The organism is Catenuloplanes sp. NPDC051500 (assembly GCF_044454585.1).
Classification (GTDB): domain Bacteria; phylum Actinomycetota; class Actinomycetes; order Mycobacteriales; family Micromonosporaceae; genus Catenuloplanes.
In genome coordinates this window covers 250,912-269,037 of sequence record NZ_JBITDX010000003.1, presented here as the reverse complement: position 1 = coordinate 269,037, position 18,126 = coordinate 250,912, and the positions used below count along the sequence as shown (strand labels likewise).

Genomic DNA, 18,126 nt, shown 5'->3' with positions numbered 1-18,126 from the left:
AGCCCCGGGGGGTACGACGAGACGTCGTACCCCCCGCTGTCCTTCAGGGTTTGATTTTGTCCGCCGTGATGCCGGTGAACGACCGGTAGGGCTGGCGCACGCCGTCGAGCACGTCCGCGTACCGGCGGTCGCCACGCAGCGTCTCCAGGAAGAACGCGGTGGCGTAGCCGGTCAGCACCCGGTGCTCCTCGTCCTCGGTCAGCTTGTGAACGACGTTCTCCCAGTGCTTCGTCGGCTGCGGGGAGGACGGATCCTCCGGGTCCCAGCCGTCCGGGATGTCCCACACCTGGTCACCGCAGAGGCCGGGCTCCGGTCCCGCGCCGTCGTCGACCGCCTCGACCTGGCCGCTTCCCGGTGACCACTGGGTGTTCAGGAAGTTGTGGTTCGCACCGCCGACGGTCCACCTGTAGTTCGGGAAGCGCGTGTGCCCCTGCGCCAGCGTCAGGTAGTCCTCGCCCTGATCCGTGTCGCAGGAGCCGAGCCAGACCGCGAGCGGCGCGGCCGTGACCCGGTAGAGCGGCGCCTCCGGCGAGCCGGGCTGGGTGGAGGTTCCGGCGCCGGCCGCGGCCAGCGCGATCACGCCCTTGATCCGCACGCCGGCCGGCAACGCGTTCGCGTGCACGTCGGCCGCGTGCCAGGCGACGCCCCGGCCGCCACGCGAGTGACCGAGCGTGCCGACCCGGGTCAGGTCGATCAGGCCCTTGAACGCGCCACGCAGCTTCCCGGCGAGCGGGCCCCTGCCGGTGCGGGTCAGCTCGCTCCACAGCGCCAGATGCTTGTTGATCACCCCGGCGCGGGCCGCGTCCGCCGCCTCCCCCAGCTCGCCGGCGTTGACGCCGTTCGCGCTCACCGACACCACCACCATGCCGTGGCTGGCCAGCCGCTCCGCCAGGTAGTCATAGCCCTGATAGCTGGGCAGCGGCGTCACGCCGGGCACGCACGGCCACCGCCAGAGCCGCCCGATCGCGGCCAGCCACGCCGGATCGTCGTAGATCTCCTCCTCGGAGAGCGCCGCCTCCCGGGCAGCCTTGATCTCGGCCGCCTCCCGGTCCGCACACGTCGCCCAATAGCCATGCGAAAGCACCACAAGTGGGTACGGCCCGCCCGCCGCGGACGTGGGGTAGTGCACGTTCCCGGTCACCTCGAGGTCGGCGAGCGCCTCGTCCTCCGGGTTCACGTGGAAGCCCGGCACCTGGAAGACGCGGTCACCGAGCGTGTAGTCCTGGGACGCCACCCGGTACGGCCCGGGCGCACCGGGTTCGGCGCCGCCCTGGACCGCCGCGGATCCTCCCTGGACCGCCGCCTGTGCGACTCCACCCGGCACCGCCGCCTGCGCGACTCCAACCGGGACCGCCGCCTGTGCGGCCGACGGGGCCAGCAGCGACGCAAGCAGCGTGGCCGCGGCCGCCCCGGTCCGTATCTGTCGTGTCATGGCGCCATCGAACACGATCAGGCCGCCGGAACCGCCGTCCACAACAGAACCTGATCGGTTCCTGACAAGATGTTCAACTCGCGCCGTTCGGCTCGCCGGCCGCGAGTGCGTCCGCCACCAGCCGCGCGGTGGCCTGCAACCGGGTGCGCAGCACGCGTGCGGACGTCATCAGCTCGGCCGCCGGGAGCGCGCACGCGATGACCACGCGCCGCTCCAGGTCCCGGTCCGGCGTCACGATCAGGCCGGCGCACGCGACGCCCTGCCGGAACTGGCCCATCTCGATCTGCATGCCGCGGCGGTCACCGGCGGCCAGATCGTTCTCCAGCTGCTCGACCGTGATCAGCGTCTGCGCCGTGAACTGCCGCATGCCGAAATCCCGCAGGTACCGCGCGCGCTGGTCGGGCGTGAGCGTCGCAAGCAGCGCCTTGCCGAGCGCGGTCGCGTGCGCGCCCTCGTCGAAGCCGGGGACGAGATCCTCCACATAGGGCGATCGAGCGCCCTCCGCCACCGCGGTTATCGCCACCTTGTTGCCGACGAACCGGCCCAGATAGTGGCTGTAGCCGCTGTCGGACGCCGCCCGGCGCAGCGCCTCACCGACCGCGGGCGGACCGCGGAACGCGGCTACCAGTTCCCGGTACCGGTCGGCGACCTCGAGCCCGACGATGTAGGTGCCGTCCTCCCGCCTGATCACGTAACCCTCGTAGGCGAGGGTTCTGACCAGGTGATAGGTCGTCGCCACCGTCAGCTCGCACCGCCGTGCGATCTGTTTCACAGTCAGTCCACGCGGTGCCCGCCCGACCGATTCCAGGACACGTAGCGCACGCGAGACGCTACGAATCAGGTCGGACGGCTCCGCTAAGGGGTCGCGCACACCCACCTCCGTAGCCATGGACTTACACCATATGAAAAACCCTTCGATGAGGGAATGCCCGAATGGATTGAGAGAGCCAGATATCTCGCGACCTTCGGTGACCGTCTGGACACTTTGGGTTGGTACGCCCGGAATCGGTTAGCATTTGCCGACGTGACCGAGATCCATTTCCGCCCGGGCCCGGTCGCCGGAGTGCTTGCCACCACGATCGCGGTGGTGCTCCCCGGGTTCCTCGTCGGCGGGCTCGCGGTCCAGATCGGCGAGTCGTTCCCGCTCTCCCCGGCCCAGCTCGGCATCGCGATCTCCGTCTACTTCGGTGTGAGCGCGCTCGCCTCGGTCCCGGCCGGCCGGGTGGTCGAGCGCATCGGCCAGCTGGTCATCGGCGCGGGCGGGCTGGCGCTGCTCACCCTGGGCGGCAACGCGGTGCTGATCGCGGGCGTGGTGCTCGGCTTCGGGCTGGGCTGGGCTGGGCTGGGCGTGGCCCGGGCTGATGAACTTCGCGGTGGTGCGGCTGCACCCGCAGTCGCCGGCCGCAGCCACCTCGGTCACGCAGACCGGGGTCTACGCGGGCGGCTGTCTGGGGCCGCTGACGCTCGGAATCGTGGCGACCCACTTCGGGTACACCACCATGTGGCTGACGGCCGCCAGCGCGATGCTGACGGCCGCCGTGTGCATGGCGCTCGGCGCCTCGTTGCTCCGGCGCTGAACGGGTCCGCCGGTTCGGTCGTACCGAGGCGGCGCCCAGACACCGCCCAGGCTTTGCCCGGGTGCCGCTCAGCACTCCGCCAGACATCACTCAGGCACAGCGCGGGGCCGGCCACTCCGCAGCCCGGAGTGGCCGGGCCACGGCTCGCCCTCGCTCAGGCGCCGATCAGCGTGCGCGCCCGGCCGCCAGCAGCAGCGTGGGCCGGCCGAACCGCAGCCCGGGGTGGCCCGGCCACGGCTCGCCCTCGCTCAGGCGCCGATCAGCGTGCGCACCCGGTCCGGGCCGGCCGCCAGCAGCAGCGTCGGCAGGCGCGGGCCGGTGTCCCGGCCGACCAGCAGGTGGTAGAGCAGCGCGAAGAACTGCCGCTGTGCCACCTTCAGCTCCGGCGTGGGCTTGGTGTCCGGCGGCAGCCCGGCCAGCACCTTGGGTACGCCGTAGACAAGCGTGGTCAGGCCCTCAAGCGACCAGTGCTCGTCCAGCCCGGCCGCAAGCAGCCGCAGCGACTCCCGCTGCGTGTCGTCCAGGCTCTTGATCAGGTCGGTGTCCGGCTCGTCCCGCACCCGGGTGCGCTGCTCGGCCGGCACGTGGGTCGCGACCCAGGTGGCGGCCCGGTCCAGGCGCGGGCGCACCTCGTCCAGGTCGGTGATCGGCGCCGCCGGGTCCAGGTCGTGCAGGATGCGCAGGATCTGCGCCTCGTCGCCGGTGGTGATGTCCGCGACGCTGGCCAGCGTCCGGTACGACACCGGGCGCGGCGTCACCGGCAGCGGCCCGGCAGCGGTGCTCGCGGCCCGCGTGTGCACTGCCGCGTCCACCTCGTTCGCCTCGCCGGCCGCGATCCGCTTCTCAAGCGCGTCCCACTCGTCGTAGAGCCGCTGGATCTCCTGGTCGAACGCGACCTTGAACGACTGGTTCGGCCGGCGGCGGGCGTAGAGCCAGCGCAGCAGCGGCGCCTCCATGATCTCCAGCGCGTCGGCAGGTGTCGGCACGCCGCCCTTGGAGCTGGACATCTTCGCCTGGCCGGAGATGCCGACGAACGCGTACATCGGCCCGATCGGCTGCTCGCCGCCGAAGATCTCGGTGACGATCTGGCCGCCGACCACGAACGAGCTGCCCGGCGACTGGTGGTCCACGCCGGACGGCTCGAAGACGACGCCCTCGCGCGCCCACCGCATCGGCCAGTCGACCTTCCAGACCAGCTTGCCGTCGGTGAACTCGCTCAGCAGCACGGTCGCGGTGTGCCCGCAGGTGCAGGTGTACGTCAGCTCGGTGCTGTCGTCGTCGTAGGCGACGACTGTGGTGAAGTCCTTGCCGCAGTCCGCGCAGAACGGCTTGAACGGGAAGTAGCCCGCCGCGGTGGCGCCGTCGTCCTCGTTCGCCGCACCGGAGCCCTCGGCGGCCTCGGCGGCGGCTGCGGCCTCCTCCTCGTCAAGCTTCTGGTTCTGCTTCGGGCCCGGGCCCTTCTTGGTGCGGTAGCGGCCGAGGATCTCGTCGATCCGGCCTCGCTCGCGCATGGCCTTCAAGACCTCGTCGCGGTACGCACCGGAGGTGTACATCTCGGTCTGGCTGATCCCCCGGTACTCCACGCCCAGCTCGGCCAGCGACGCGATCATCGCGGCCTTGAAGTGCTCGGCCCAGGAGGGGTAGGCGCTGCCGGGCGGCGCCGGGACGCGGCTCAGCGGCTTGCCGATGTGGTCCTGCCAGGCCGGGTCCTCGGAGTCGATGCCGGGGATGCCCTTCGGCACCTTCCGGTACCTGTCGAAGTCGTCCCACGAGATGATGTGCTCGACCTGGTGCCCGCGCCGCCGGATCTCGTCCACGACCAGGTGCGGCGTCATCACCTCGCGCAGGTTGCCCAGGTGCACCGGCCCGGATGGGCTCAGCCCTGACGCACAGACGATCGGCTTACCCGGCGCACGACGCGCCGCCTCGGCGATCACCTCGTCCGCGAACCGATTGACCCAGTCAACATCGCTGCCAGCAGCCACGACCTGTTACACCCTCCCGAAGAAATCAACACATACTCTACTTCTGGTCGTCGTTTCGCTCCTCCGGGCTCGGCGCCAGGGCCGCGCCTCACGACGCGGCTGAGTTGCGCCGCGGTCGAGGGAAGCCGCAGGGGAAGAGCGCGGAGGTTTCGAGCGACCGACGACGGGGCCGCCGGCCCGCGGGAGCATGCGGGCTGGACCACGACGAAAGCGGGAATATCCGCTTTTAAGGTCTTTGCTTGGCTCAGGAGGTCCGGTCTGAGATGAAGTCGCAGAGGCCTTCGAGCGTGCGGCGCGTCGGGCCCTCCGGGAGGACAGTTATGCGGGCGCGCGCCTCGTCGGCGTAGGTGCGGACCGTCTCCCGGGCGCGTTTCATGGCCGGGGACTCGCGCAGCAGGCCGAGCGCCTCCGCGTGCAGCGCGTCGTCGACGAGCGGGCCCATCGAGAGCAGCTCGCGGAGGCGGACCGAGCTGGCGTCGGCGTCGTCGGAGGTGAGCGCGTAGAAGACCGGAAGCGTGGGCACGCCCTCGCGCAGGTCGGTGCCGGGCGTCTTGCCGGACTGGACGGACTCGGACGCGATGTCCAGCAGGTCGTCGGAGAGCTGGAACGCGATGCCCATCGAGGTGCCGTAGCCGGCGAGTGCCTCGACCTGCTCCGTGGGCGCGCCGGAGAAGAGGCCGCCGAAGCGGGCAGACGTGGAGATCAGCGAGGCGGTCTTGTCCTCGATGACCTTGAGGTGGTGGGCGATCGGGTCGCCGTCGCGCGAGCCCACGGTCTCGGCCAGCTGGCCTTGGACCAGCTGGGAGAACGTGCGGGCCTGCAGCCGGACGGCCTCGGTGCCGAGGTCGGCGGAGATGTCCGCGGCGCGGGCGAACAGGTAGTCACCGACGAGGATCGCCACCGAATTCGTCCAGCGGCTGTTGGCGCTTGGGGCGCCGCGCCGGACGGACGCCTCGTCCATCACGTCGTCGTGGTAGAGCGTGGCCAGGTGGGTCATCTCCATGACGACCGCGGCCTGGGTCACCCGCTCCCGGGTCGGGTCGCCGAGATGGGCCCCGACCGCGACCAGCAGCGGCCGGAAGCGTTTGCCGCCGGCCGAGACGAGGTGCATCGACGCCTCTCTGACCAGCGGATCGGCGGTGTCGACGCTGTCCCGGAGACTGGCCTCGACCTCCTCGAGGATCGCCGAAACCGACGCCTCGATGGCGGGGTCGACAAAGTCGATCCCGCTCGCGTGCTCTGCACCTGGGGTAAGGCCTGCCACGGTTCTACGATGCCATATGCGTGGCAGGCCCACCCTGTGGGGGAACACGCCGCTATTGGACGAACTCGGCGGCGCCGGTGGTCAGGTCCAGGAGCAGGGACGGAGCGACGCCGAGCAGTAGCGTCACGGCTACGCCGATCGCCAGCGCGGCCGTGGTGAGCACGCCCGGCACCGACACGGTCGGCGTCAGCTCGCTCGGGTCGGAGAGCCACATCATGACCACCACCCGGAGGTACGGGAAGGCCAGCACGATGCTGCTGATCACGCCCGCGATGACGAGCCAGGTCTGCCCGCCCTCGATCGCGGCGCCGAACACCGCGAACTTGCCGATGAACCCGCTGGTCAGCGGGATGCCGGCGAACGCGAGCAGGATGAAGGCGAAGACGCCGGCGATGAGCGGCGACCGGCGGCCCAGCCCGGCCCAGCGGGACAGGTGCCCGGCCTCGCCGTCCGCGTCCCGGACCAGCGTGACCACGGCGAACGCGGCGAGCACCGAGAAGCCGTAGGCGACCAGGTAGAACATCGTGCTCGCCAGCCCGCGCTCGCCACTGGCCAGCACGCCCACCAGGAGATATCCGGCGTTCGCGATGGACGAGTAGGCCAGCAGCCGCTTGATGTCCGTCTGCGTCACGGCAAGCACCGCACCGATGATCATGGTCAGCACCGCCACCACGCCAAGGATCGGCGTGAAGTCCCAGCTCAGGCCGTTGAAGCCGACGTAGAGCACGCGGAGCAGCGCGCCGAACGCGGCGACCTTGGTGCACGCGGCCATGAACGCGGTGACAGGCGTCGGCGCGCCCTGGTAGACGTCAGGCGTCCAGACGTGGAACGGCACGGCCGCGGTCTTGAAGAGCAGGCCGATGGAGAGCAGCGCCAGGCCCGCGTAGAGCAGCAGCGGGTCCCGGTCGGACTCCGCGGCCGCGGTGTGGATCGACGCGAGGTCGACCGCGCCGACGAAGCCGTAGATGAGCGCCACCCCGAACAGGAAGAACGCGGACGCGTACGACCCGAGCAGGAAGTACTTCAGCGCGGCCTCCTGGCTCAGCAGGCGACGCCGGCGGGCGAGCGCGCAGAGCAGGTAGAGCGGCAGCGAGAAGACCTCAAGCGCGACGAACATGGTGAGCAGGTCGTTCGCGGCCACGAAGAGCAGCATGCCGGCAATTGCGAACAGCGAGATCGGGAAGACCTCGGTGAGGCCGGGCGCGTGGGTGGCCTGCCGCTCGTCCGCCTCGGAGCCGACAGTGATCGCGGCCTGCGGCACGAACGCGCCACCGGGCTCCAGCTTCCGCTCGCCCATCAGCAGCAGCGAGACCAGCGCAAGCGCCAGGATCGCACCCTGCAGGAAGACCGCGGGGCCGTCGATGGCGAGCGCGCCGGTGGCGGTGGTGATCCGGGTCGACGCCTGGGTGATCACCACGACCAGCGCGGCAAGCGTGGCAAGCAGCGCCAGCGTCAGCTGCACCGCGTGCCGGGCCCGGCGCGGCACGAACGCCTCCACGACCACGCCGAGGCAGGCCGCGCCGAACAGGATCAGGATCGGCGCGACGGCCGCGTAATCGATTGATGGTGCCTTGAGATCGTCCATTACTTCGCCGCCTCGGTGATCGCCGTGGGTGCGGGGTCGGTCGCGCCGATGTCCTGCATGGTGGCCTGCACGGCGGGGTTGATGACGTCGGTGATCGGCTTCGGGTAGAAACCGAACAGGATGATCAGCGCGATCAGCGGCGCGACCACCACCTTCTCGCGCAGCGTGATGTCCCGCCGCATGCCCTCCACCTCGGCAAGCGCCGGGTTCGGGGTGCCCTGCATGGTGCGCTGGACCATCCAGAGCACGTAGGCGGCCGCGAGCACGATTCCGAGCGTGGAGATGATCGCGATCGGCTTGTTCACAGTGAACGTGCCGATCAGCACCAGGAACTCGGAGACGAACGGCGCGGTCCCCGGCATGGCAAGCGAGGCCAGACCGGCGAAGAACAGCACGCCGGCCAGGACCGGGAGCGTCTTGCCGGCGCCGCCGAAGTCGGAGATCAGCGACGAGCCGCGGCGGGTCACGAGCATGCCGACGACAAGGAAGAGCAGGCCGGTGGCGAGGCCGTGATTGACCATGTAGAGCACCGCACCGGTGCCCGCCTGCGTGGTGAACGCGAAGATCCCGACACCGATGAAACCGAAGTGCGCGATCGACGTGTACGAGACCAGCCGCTTCAGATCGTTCTGCCCGACCGCGAGCAGCGCCGCGTAGATGATCCCGATGACGCCGAGCACGAGCGCGAGCGGCGCGAAGTACTTCGACGCGTTCGGGAAGATCGGCAGGCAGTACCGCAGGATGCCGAACGTGCCGACCTTGTCGAGTATCCCGACCAGCAGTGCGCCCGCACCCACCGGAGCGGTGCCACCGGCGTCCGGCAGCCAGGTGTGGAACGGGAAGAACGGCGCCTTGATCGCGAACGCCAGGAAGAAGCCGAGGAACAGCCAGCGCTCGGTCCCGGTCGACATGTCGATCTGGGTGAGCGCCTGCCAGTCGAACGTGTTGCCGCCGACCACCCAGAGCCCGACCACGGCCGCGAGCATGAACAGGCCGCCGACCAGGGAGTAGAGGAAGAACTTCACTGCCGCGTACTGCCGTCGTGCCCCGCCGTAGGAGCCGATGAGGAAGTACATCGGCACCAGCATGACCTCAAAGAACACGTAGAACAGGAAGACGTCGGCGGCAGCGAAGACGCCGAGCATCGTCGACTCCAGCGCCAGCAGCAGCGCGAAGTAGACGGGCACGGACCGGCCGCTGCCGTCCGCCTCGTGCCAGGCGGCCAGGATCACGATCGGCACCAGCACCGCGATCAGCATCAGCATGACCAGCGCGATGCCGTCCACCGCGAACGTGAAGTTCACACCCCAGTTCGGGATCCACGGGTACGACTCGCGCAGTTGCAGCCGCTCGCCGCCGGCCTCGAACGCGATCCACAGCGCCACGGTCAGCGCCAGGATGCCGAGCGACCAGGCGAGCGTGATCCACTTCGCCAGCTCGGGGCGGCTGCGTGGCAGGAACGCCACGACAAGCGCACCCACAAGCGGCGCCACGGTCAGCACCGACAGGTACGGAAAGGAGCTCACACCAACCACCCCAACTGCAGCGCGACGAACGCCGCCGTGACCACCAGCGCGCCGGTGAGGATCGACATGGCATAGGAGCGGACGAAGCCGGTCTGTGTCCGCCGCAACCGGCTTGACGCGCCGCCGACGCCGGCCGCCAGCCCGTTGACCAGGCCGTCGATGCCCCTGTTGTCGAGGAAGACGAGCGCGCGGGTCAGGTAGATGCCCGGACGCTCGAACACCCACTCGTTGAACGAGTCCGCGTAGAGGTTCCGGCGGGCCGCGGTGATCAGCACACCGGCCGGCTGCTCCTGCTCCTGGGTGCCGTTGCGGAACAGGAACCAGGCCAGGCCCGCGCCGAGCACTGTGACAAGCAGCGACAGGATGGTGATCACGGTGTGCGAGAGCACGCCGTGCGCCTCCTCGCCGTGCTCCGGCAGCACCGGCGTGAGCCAGTCCGGCACGCTCGTGGAGAGCAGGAAGCCGGCCGCGACCGAGCCGACCGCAAGCAGGATCAGCGGGATCGTCATCAGCGCGGGCGACTCGTGCGGGTGCGTGATGTCCTCGGTCCACCGCTTGGGGCCGTGGAACGTCAGCACGAACAGCCGCGTCATGTAGAACGCGGTGAGCGCCGCACCGAGCAGCGCCGCGCCGCCGAACAGCCAGGCGGTCCAGTCGTCCCGCTCGAAGGCCGCCGCGATGATCGGCTCCTTGGAGAAGAAGCCGGAGAACGGGAACATGCCGATGATCGCGAGCCAGCCCAGGCCGAACGTGGCCCAGGTGATCCGCATGTGCGGCGCGAGCCCGCCGAACCGCCGGATGTCGGTCTGGTCGTGCATGCCGTGCATGACCGAGCCGGCGCCGAGGAACAGCCCGGCCTTGAAGAAGCCGTGCGCCAGCAGGTGCACGATCGCCAGCGCGTACGCGCCGCCACCGAGCCCGACGCCGAGGAACATGTAGCCGATCTGCGAGACCGTGGACCAGGCGAGCACCCGCTTGATGTCGTCCTTGGCGCAGCCGATGATGCAGCCGATCACAAGCGTCAGCGCGCCGATCGAGACGACCACTGTCTGCAGCGTCTCGTTCGCGGAGAAGACCGGGTTGGAGCGGGCGATCAGGTAGACGCCCGCGGTGACCATCGTGGCCGCGTGGATGAGCGCGGAGACCGGGGTCGGGCCCTCCATCGCGTCCGGCAGCCACGCCTGCAGCGGGAACTGGCCGGACTTACCAGTCGCACCGAGCAGCAGCAGAAGCCCGATCGCGAGCACCATGCCCGAACTCAGCGCGGAGACGTTGCTGAACACCTCGTCGTACTGCGTGGTGCCGAGCGCGGCGAAGAGCAGGAAGATCGCGATGGCGAAGCCGGCGTCGCCGACCCGGTTCATCAGGAACGCCTTCTTGCCCGCGGTCGCAGCGGCCGGACGGGTGTACCAGAACGAGATCAGCAGGTACGACGCGAGACCCACGCCCTCCCAGCCGACGTAGAGCATCACGTAGTTGTTGCCGAGCACGAGCAGCAGCATGGCCGCGACGAAGAGGTTGAAGTAGCCGAAGAACCGGCGACGCCCCTCGTCGTGGCGCATGTACTCCACCGCGTAGACGTGGATCAGCGATCCGACGCCGGTGATCAGCAGGACGAAGATCGCGGAGAGCGGATCGTAGAGCAGTCCGAAGTCGACCTTGAAAGCGAAGACGTCGATGAAGTCCCAGAGGGACAACTCGACAGACTTGTTCTCCAGGCCGCTCAGCTGCGCGAAGAAGACGAGCCCGAGGACGAACGAGGCCGCCGGGGCCAGCACGCCGAGCCAGTGCCCCCAGCGATCGGCGCGGCGGCCGAGCAGCAGTAGGAGCGCGGCGCTGGCGAGCGGGATCGCCACCAGCAGCCACACGCTCCCCAGCAGCCCCGTGGCCTGGGCGTACTCCACCGTGTGTTGTTCCACTGTCGGCCCCTTAGTACTTCAGGAGGTTGGCGTCGTCGACGCTCGCGGAACGCCGGGTGCGGAAGATCGACATGATGATTGCCAGGCCGACCACCACCTCCGCGGCCGCGACGACCATGACGAAGAACGCCATGATCTGCCCGTCGAGATTGCCGTTGATCCGGCTGAAGGTGACCAGCGCGAGGTTGGCCGCGTTGAGCATCAGCTCGATGCACATGAAGAGCACGATCGCGTTCCGGCGGATCAGCACGCCGGACGCGCCGATCGTGAACAGGATCGCGGACAGCACGATGTAGGCGGAGGGTTCCATCTACTTCTCCGTCCCCTTGGGCGCCGACTCCTGGGAGGTCAGCTCGCGGACCGGGAGGATCTTCGAGATGCTGCGCTCGGCGAACGTGCCGTCCGGCAGGCGCGCCGGGGTGGCGACCGAGTCCGAGGTGGCGAAGATGCCGGGACCAGCTTTCGGGCCCGGGTAATTGCCGGGTGCGAACCGGGCCTTCATCCGGTCCACCTGGTTCGGCTTCTCGCCCTTGGCGCGCTCGACGTGGGCCAGGATCATCGCGCCGACCGCGGCGCTGATCAGCAGCGCGGACGTGACCTCGAACGCGAACACGTACTTGGTGAACAGCAGCTGCGCGATGCCCTGCAGGTTGCCGTTCTCGTTCGCGGCGGACAGGCCGACCGCGTCCGAGCCGGCCAGCGCGCGGGACAGCCCGGCGCCGACGATGCCGGCGAACCCGACGCCGAGCACGATCGCGGCGACCCGCTGGCCGCGCAACGTCTCGATCAGCGAGTCGGACGCGTCCCGGCCGACAAGCATCAGCACGAACAGGAACAGCATCATGATCGCGCCGGTGTAGACGATGATCTGCGCCATGCCGATGAACGGGCCGGCCTGCGCGACATAGAAGACACCCAGGCTGAGCATGGTGCAGACCAGCCAGAGCGCGGAGTGCACCGCGTTGCGGGCAAGCACCATGCCGAGCGCGCCGATCACCGCGAGCGGCGCCAGGATCCAGAAGAGTGTGGCTTCGCCGCCGCTCATGCCGGGGCCTCCGAGGTGGACGCCCGCTCCGCCCCGGCGGACGTGCCCGGGTTCTCAAGCGCGCCGAGGTAGTAGTCCTTCTCCGTCTCGCCCAGGAACATCGCGTGCGGCGGCTTGCTCATCCCCTCAAGCAGCGGCGCGAGCAGCTGCTCCTTGGTGAAGATGAGGTCCTGCCGGTTGTCCCGGGCCAGCTCGTACTCGTTCGACATGGTCAGCGAACGGGTCGGGCAGGCCTCGATGCAGAGCCCGCAGAAGATGCAGCGCGCGTAGTTGATCTGGTAGTTCTTCGCGTACCGCTCACCCGGCGAGAAGCGCTCCTCGTCCGTGTTGTCGCCGCCCTCGACGAAGATCGCGTCGGCCGGGCAGGCCCAGGCGCACAGCTCGCAGCCGATGCACTTCTCCAGCCCGTCCGGGTGCCGGTTGAGGATGTGCCGGCCGTGGTACCGCGGTGCGGACACCGGCGGCTTGAAGGGGTAGTCGGTGGTGATGACCTTCCGGAACATGTGGGAGAAGGTCACTCCGAAGCCCTTGAAGGGATCCATCACGCCCACGTCACACCTCACTTCTGTCTGAAGAGACGTCTGCCGGCTGCCGCTCGGCTACCTGGCGCGCGGCGCGCGGGCTCGGGGGCACCTGCAGATCGAGCGGGGGAAGCGGGAAGCTGCCCTGCGGACGGGCCGCGACCAGGTCGGCCAGGCTCGGCGCCGCGGCCTTCTTCCCGGACGGCCACAGCACCGCGATCAGCACGATCACCAGCACGGCCGCGCCGATCAGCGTGAACCGGGTCTGCGCCTCCAGGTCGGAGGTCTGCAGCACGCGCACGGTGGCGAGCAGCAGGATCCACACCAGGTTGACCGGGATCAGGACCTTCCAGCCGAACCGCATGAACTGGTCGTAGCGCATCCGGGGGAGCGTGGCCCGCAGCCAGATGAAGACGAACAGGCAGAGCAGCACCTTGGCCAGGAACCAGAGCATCGGCCACCAGCCGGTGTTCGCCCCGGACCAGAGCGTGATCGGCCAGGTCGCGTGCCAACCGCCCAGGAAGAGCGTGGTGCAGAGCGCCGAGACGGTGATCATGTTGATGTACTCGGCCAGGAAGAACAGCGCGAACTTGAACGACGAGTACTCCGTGTGGAAGCCGCCGACCAGCTCGGACTCCGCCTCGGGCAGGTCGAACGGCGCCCGGTTCGTCTCACCGACCGCGGAGATCGCGTAGATGATGAAGCTCGGGGCGAGCAGAATCGCGTACCAGCCGGGGGCGGTGAAGTCGAGGCCGAAGAGTGAGACCTCGCGGCCGCTCCCCTGCGCCGCCACGATCTCCGACGTCGACATCGAGCCGGACATCATGAAGACCGCCACGATCGACAGGCCCATGGCGACCTCGTAGGAGATCATCTGGGCGCTCGACCGCAGGCCGCCGAGCAGCGGGTACGTCGACCCGGACGCCCAGCCGGCCAGCACCACGCCGTAGATGCCGAGCGACGAGCAGGCCAGCACCACGAGCACCGAGACCGGCACGTCGGTTACCTGCAACGCGGTGTGCTGCCCGAAGATCGACACCACCGGGCCGAACGGGATGACCGCGAACGCGGTGAACGCGCAGGTCGCGGAGATGACCGGGGCGATGAAGTAGATCACCTTGTCCGCCGTACGCGGGATGATCTCCTCCTTGAACGGCAGCTTCAAACCGTCCGTGAGGCTCTGCAGCCAGCCCTTCGGCCCGACCTGGTTCGGGCCGGGCCGCACCGCCATCCGGGCGACGACCTTGCGCTCGTAGTTGATTGTGAACAGCGTCAGCAGCAGGAGCAGGACGAAGACGCCCAGCACCTTGATCAGCTGGATCCACCAGATGTCGTTCTCGAAGGTCGCAAGGGTGGGGTCCATTACGACTCACCTCCCGCCGTGCGCTGGGCCAGCAGTGGACCGGACCCGTTCGGTGACGCGCCCACGGACAGCCGGACGATCGACCCGGCCGTGCCGAGCGAGCGCCGTACCGTCGAACCGGGCGAGTTCGTCGGCAACCAGACCACGCCGTCCGCGATGTCGGTGATCAGCGCGGGCAGCGTGACCGCGCCCCGCTCCGCACCGACCGTGACCGGCTCGCCGTTGCCGACGCCGAGCGCGTCCGCGGTGGCCCGGGACAACCGGACCACCGGCGGCCGGGCTGTGCCGTTGAGGTGCTCGTCCCCGTCGGTGAGCGAGCCCAGGTCGATCAGGTGGTGCCAGGTGGCGAGCACGGCCTCGTGCTCACCGGGCCGGGCCGGCTCGGCCGCCGCCACGGCCGGAGCCGACGGGCGGGTCGACCGGGTGGCCGGCAGGCTGCCCAGCTCGCGGCGGACGCCGTTGACGTCGCCGGTGTTGAGCGCGGTGCCGAGCAGGTCGGCGAGCGCGTCGAGCACCCTGGCATCGGACATCGCGGTCGTCTGCAGCACCGCCTCGAACGTGCGCAGCCGGCCCTCCCAGTCCACGAACGAGCCGGCCTTCTCGACCACCGGCGCGACCGGGAAGACCACGTCCGCGCGGCGGGTGACCGGGCCGGCCCGCAGCTCCAGGCTGACCAGGAACGGCACCGCGTCAAGCGCGGCCTCGGCCTGCCGGGGGTCGGCCAGGTCGGCCGGGTCGACACCGGCAACGACAAGCGCGCCGATCCGCCCGGTGGCAGCCGCCGCGATGATGCCGTCGGTGTCCCGGCCGGGGGCCGAGGAGATCACGCCGGGCTCCAGGCCCCACGCGTTGGTGAGCTCCGCGCGGGCGCTCGCGTCCGAGACCGGGCGGCCGCCGGGCAGCAGGTTCGGCAGGCAGCCGGCGTCGACCGCTCCCCGGTCTCCGGCACGCCGGGGAACCCAGGCCAGCTTCGCGCCGGTACGGGAGGCGAGCGCCGCGGCCGCCGACAGCGCGCCCGGCACGGTGGCCAGACGCTCGCCGACGAACAGGATCGCACCCGGCTGGGCCAGCGCGGACGCGATCGACGCGTCCTCGTTGAGCAGCCGCGCCTCGTCGCCCGGCACGGTGCCGACAAGCACCGCGTCCAGCTTCTGGAAGCCGCGGCTCAGCCAGGACGCCACTGTCAGCACCGGCAGCCGGCGCTTGGTGAACGCCTTGCGCACCCGCAGGAAGAGGATCGGGCACTCCTCCTCCGGGTCCAGCCCGGCGAAGACCACGGCGGGCGCGGTGTCCACGTCCGCGTAGGTCACGTCCGTCCGGTCGACCACGTTCGAGGCCAGGAAGTCGGCCTCCTCCGCGGAGACGGGCCGGGCCCGGAAGTCGATGTCGTTCGTCTTCAGCGCGACCCGGGCGAACTTCGCGTACGCGTACGCGTCCTCCACCGTGAGTCGCCCGCCGGTCAGCACGCCGATGCCGTGCGCGCCGTCCCGGGCCTTGCGCAGCCCTTCGGCCGCGACCGAGAACGCCTCGCTCCAGGACGCCTCGCGCAGCTCTCCGTTCTCCCGGATCAGCGGGGTGGAGAGGCGGCCGGACGCGGTCGCGTACCGGAAGCCCCACCGGCCCTTGTCGCAGTTCCACTCCTCGTTGACCTGCGGGTCGTCGCCGGCCAGCCGCCGCATCACCTTGCCGCGGCGCCAGTCGGTGCGCTGGGAACACCCGGCGGAGCAGTGCTCGCACACGCTCGGCGTGGAGACCAGGTCGAACGGGCGGGCCCGGAAGCGGTACTGCGCGCCGGTGAGCGCGCCGACCGGGCAGATCTGCACGGTGTTGCCGGAGAAGTAGGAGTTGAACAGCACGTCGCCCTCGGACGCGACGTCACCGGTCTTGGTGCCGCCGAAGAAGTCGTCCCGGTACGTGTTGATCTGCTCCCCGGACGACCTGTCCATCAGGTCGATGAACTTGTCGCCCGCGATCTCCTCGGAGAACCGCGTGCACCGCTGGCAGAGCACGCACCGCTCACGGTCCAGCAGCACCTGGCTGGAGATGTTGATCGGCTTCTGGTACTCGCGCTTCTCCTCGACGAACCGCGACTCCGTGCGGCCGGTCGACATGGCCTGGTTCTGCAGCGGGCACTCGCCGCCCTTGTCACACATCGGGCAGTCGAGCGGGTGGTTGATGAGCAGCAGCTCCATCACGCCGCTCTGCGCCTTCTGCGCGACCGGCGAGGTGAGCTGGGTCTTGACGACCATGCCCTCGGCGACGGTCTGGGTGCACGAGGCGACCGGCTTGCGCTGACCCTCCACGTCGACCAGGCACTGACGGCAGGCGCCGGCCGGGGCGAGCAGCGGGTGGTCGCAGAAGCGCGGGATGGCGATGCCGAGCTGCTCCGCGACCCGGATCAGCAGCGCACCCTTCGGCGCGGTCACCTCGATCCCGTCGATGGTCAGCGTGACGGTGTCGGCCTTCTTCTGTACGTCAGTCATTGCTGTGCCTCCTGGATGGGCGACTGCGGGGCTCCGCTACGCGGTCCCGGCCCGTCGAACGGCTGCGGCACCGTTCGCTCCGCTGCACTCCTCGCACCCATTAATGCGCCCCCACCAGCTGCTTCGCGGAGAGCCGAGGCGCCTTACGGCCCTCGATGTAGTCCAGGTAGTCCTGCTTGAAGTACTGGAGCGAGGACGTCACCGAGCTGGTCGCACCGTCGCCGAGACCGCAGAACGAGCGGCCCAGCACGTTGTCGCAGGTGTCCAGCAGCGTGTCGAGGTCCGCGTGGGTGCCCTGGCCGGACAGGATCCGGCGGAACACCCGGACCATCCAGTAGTTGCCCTCGCGGCACGGGGTGCACTTGCCGCACGACTCGTGGTGGTAGAACTCCAGCCAGCGGTACGTCGCGTACACCGGGCAGTCCTGATCGCTGAAGATCTGGGTGGCAGTGGTGCCGAGGATCGATCCGGCCGCGGCCACGCCCTCGAAGTCCATCGGGGTGTCGATGTGCTCCGCGGACAACAGCGGCGTCGACGAGCCGCCGGGCGTCCAGAACTTCAGCTCGTGGCCGGGCAGCATGCCGCCGGCCAGCTCGATCAGCTCGCGCAGTGTGATGCCGAGCCCGCACTCGTACTGGCCCGGGTTCACCACCCGGCCGGAGAGCGAGTAGATCATCGGGCCGGCCGACTTCTCCGTGCCCATGCTCTTCCACCAGGCCGCACCGCCCAGCACGATGTACGGCACGCTTGAGATCGTCCCGACGTTGTTCACCACTGTCGGGCTGGCATACAGCCCGTGCGTGGCCGGGAACGGCGGCCGGAGCCGGGGCTGGCCGCGGAACCCCTCCAGCGAGTCGAGCAGCGCGGTCTCCTCGCCACAGATGTAGGCGCCCGCACCGCTGTGGATCACCAGGTCGAGGTTGAGCCCGGAGCCGAGGATGTTCCGGCCCAGGTAGCCCTTGGCGTAGGCCTGGTCGACCGCGTTCCGCAGGCGGCGCGCGGCGTGCACCGCCTCACCCCTGATGTAGATGTAGGCACGCTCCGCGCGGATCGCGTAGGACGCGATGATCGCGCCCTCGATCAGCGAGTGCGGGTCGTGCGTCATCAGCGGCAGGTCCTTGCAGGTACCGGGCTCGCCCTCATCGGCGTTGATCACCAGGTAGTGCGGCTTGCCGTCGCCCTGCGGGATGAAACCCCACTTCAGGCCGGTCGGGAAGCCCGCGCCACCGCGGCCCCGAAGCCCGGAGTCCTTGATCAATTGGATAAGATCATCTGGGTGTACGGCGAGCGCCTTGCGTAGGGCCGCATAGCCGTCCAGCCGCTCATAGACGTCGAGGTCCCAGGCGTCCGGCGAAAGCCAGCGCTTGGTAAGCACCGGAGTCAGCTTCTCCAGCACTTCACGCCGAGGAGAGGTCACCGTTCCTCC

14 protein-coding genes are annotated in these 18,126 nt (G+C 69.8%); all 14 read right to left on the bottom strand.

What is annotated here, in order from left to right; all coding sequences use genetic code 11:
* Positions 1–43: 43 nt before the first annotated feature.
* Entirely contained in the window at positions 44–1,432 is a 1,389-nt protein-coding gene (locus tag ACIA8K_RS07805; RefSeq protein ID WP_396056156.1) for an alpha/beta hydrolase family protein, read from the bottom strand.
* A 73-nt stretch (positions 1,433–1,505) separates the two neighbouring features.
* Positions 1,506–2,303 (bottom strand): IclR family transcriptional regulator, encoded by a 798-nt coding sequence (locus ACIA8K_RS07800; RefSeq protein ID WP_396056708.1) that lies wholly within the window; start codon positions 2,301–2,303, stop codon positions 1,506–1,508.
* A gap of 138 nt (positions 2,304–2,441) precedes the next feature.
* On the bottom strand, positions 2,442–2,852 hold the full coding sequence (locus ACIA8K_RS07795) for a hypothetical protein (RefSeq protein WP_396056154.1): 411 nt from the start codon (positions 2,850–2,852) through the stop codon (positions 2,442–2,444).
* A gap of 405 nt (positions 2,853–3,257) precedes the next feature.
* Positions 3,258–4,994, bottom strand: coding sequence for a lysine--tRNA ligase (lysS, locus tag ACIA8K_RS07790; RefSeq protein ID WP_396056152.1), 1,737 nt, complete (start codon positions 4,992–4,994; stop codon positions 3,258–3,260).
* Between the two features lie 244 nt (positions 4,995–5,238).
* Entirely contained in the window at positions 5,239–6,219 is a 981-nt protein-coding gene (locus ACIA8K_RS07785; RefSeq protein WP_396056706.1) for a polyprenyl synthetase family protein, read from the bottom strand.
* A 91-nt stretch (positions 6,220–6,310) separates the two neighbouring features.
* A complete protein-coding gene (gene nuoN, locus ACIA8K_RS07780; protein WP_396056150.1) occupies positions 6,311–7,843 on the bottom strand; it encodes an NADH-quinone oxidoreductase subunit NuoN in 1,533 nt (510 codons plus the stop codon).
* The gene (locus ACIA8K_RS07775) at positions 7,843–9,369 is read right to left on the bottom strand and encodes an NADH-quinone oxidoreductase subunit M (protein WP_396056148.1); all 1,527 of its coding nucleotides are present in this window, start codon (positions 9,367–9,369) and stop codon (positions 7,843–7,845) included. The genes nuoN and ACIA8K_RS07775 overlap by 1 nt, the downstream gene beginning before the upstream one ends.
* Entirely contained in the window at positions 9,366–11,288 is a 1,923-nt protein-coding gene (gene nuoL / locus ACIA8K_RS07770) for an NADH-quinone oxidoreductase subunit L (protein WP_396056146.1), read from the bottom strand. The genes ACIA8K_RS07775 and nuoL overlap by 4 nt, the downstream gene beginning before the upstream one ends.
* A 10-nt stretch (positions 11,289–11,298) precedes the next feature.
* A complete protein-coding gene (gene nuoK / locus ACIA8K_RS07765) occupies positions 11,299–11,598 on the bottom strand; it encodes an NADH-quinone oxidoreductase subunit NuoK (protein ID WP_396056144.1) in 300 nt (99 codons plus the stop codon).
* The gene (locus ACIA8K_RS07760; RefSeq protein ID WP_396056142.1) at positions 11,599–12,333 is read right to left on the bottom strand and encodes an NADH-quinone oxidoreductase subunit J; all 735 of its coding nucleotides are present in this window, start codon (positions 12,331–12,333) and stop codon (positions 11,599–11,601) included.
* Positions 12,330–12,875 (bottom strand): NADH-quinone oxidoreductase subunit NuoI, encoded by a 546-nt coding sequence (nuoI, locus tag ACIA8K_RS07755; RefSeq protein ID WP_396056140.1) that lies wholly within the window; start codon positions 12,873–12,875, stop codon positions 12,330–12,332. The genes ACIA8K_RS07760 and nuoI overlap by 4 nt, the downstream gene beginning before the upstream one ends.
* 10 nt (positions 12,876–12,885) lie before the next feature.
* The gene (gene nuoH / locus ACIA8K_RS07750; protein ID WP_396056138.1) at positions 12,886–14,217 is read right to left on the bottom strand and encodes an NADH-quinone oxidoreductase subunit NuoH; all 1,332 of its coding nucleotides are present in this window, start codon (positions 14,215–14,217) and stop codon (positions 12,886–12,888) included.
* On the bottom strand, positions 14,217–16,700 hold the full coding sequence (locus ACIA8K_RS07745; RefSeq protein ID WP_396056136.1) for an NADH-quinone oxidoreductase subunit G: 2,484 nt from the start codon (positions 16,698–16,700) through the stop codon (positions 14,217–14,219). Before ACIA8K_RS07745 ends, nuoH begins: the two co-directional genes overlap by 1 nt.
* Positions 16,701–16,800: 100 nt before the next feature.
* Positions 16,801–18,117, bottom strand: a complete 1,317-nt coding sequence (nuoF, locus tag ACIA8K_RS07740) for an NADH-quinone oxidoreductase subunit NuoF (protein ID WP_396056134.1) — start codon at positions 18,115–18,117, stop codon at positions 16,801–16,803.
* Positions 18,118–18,126 lie beyond the last annotated feature (9 nt).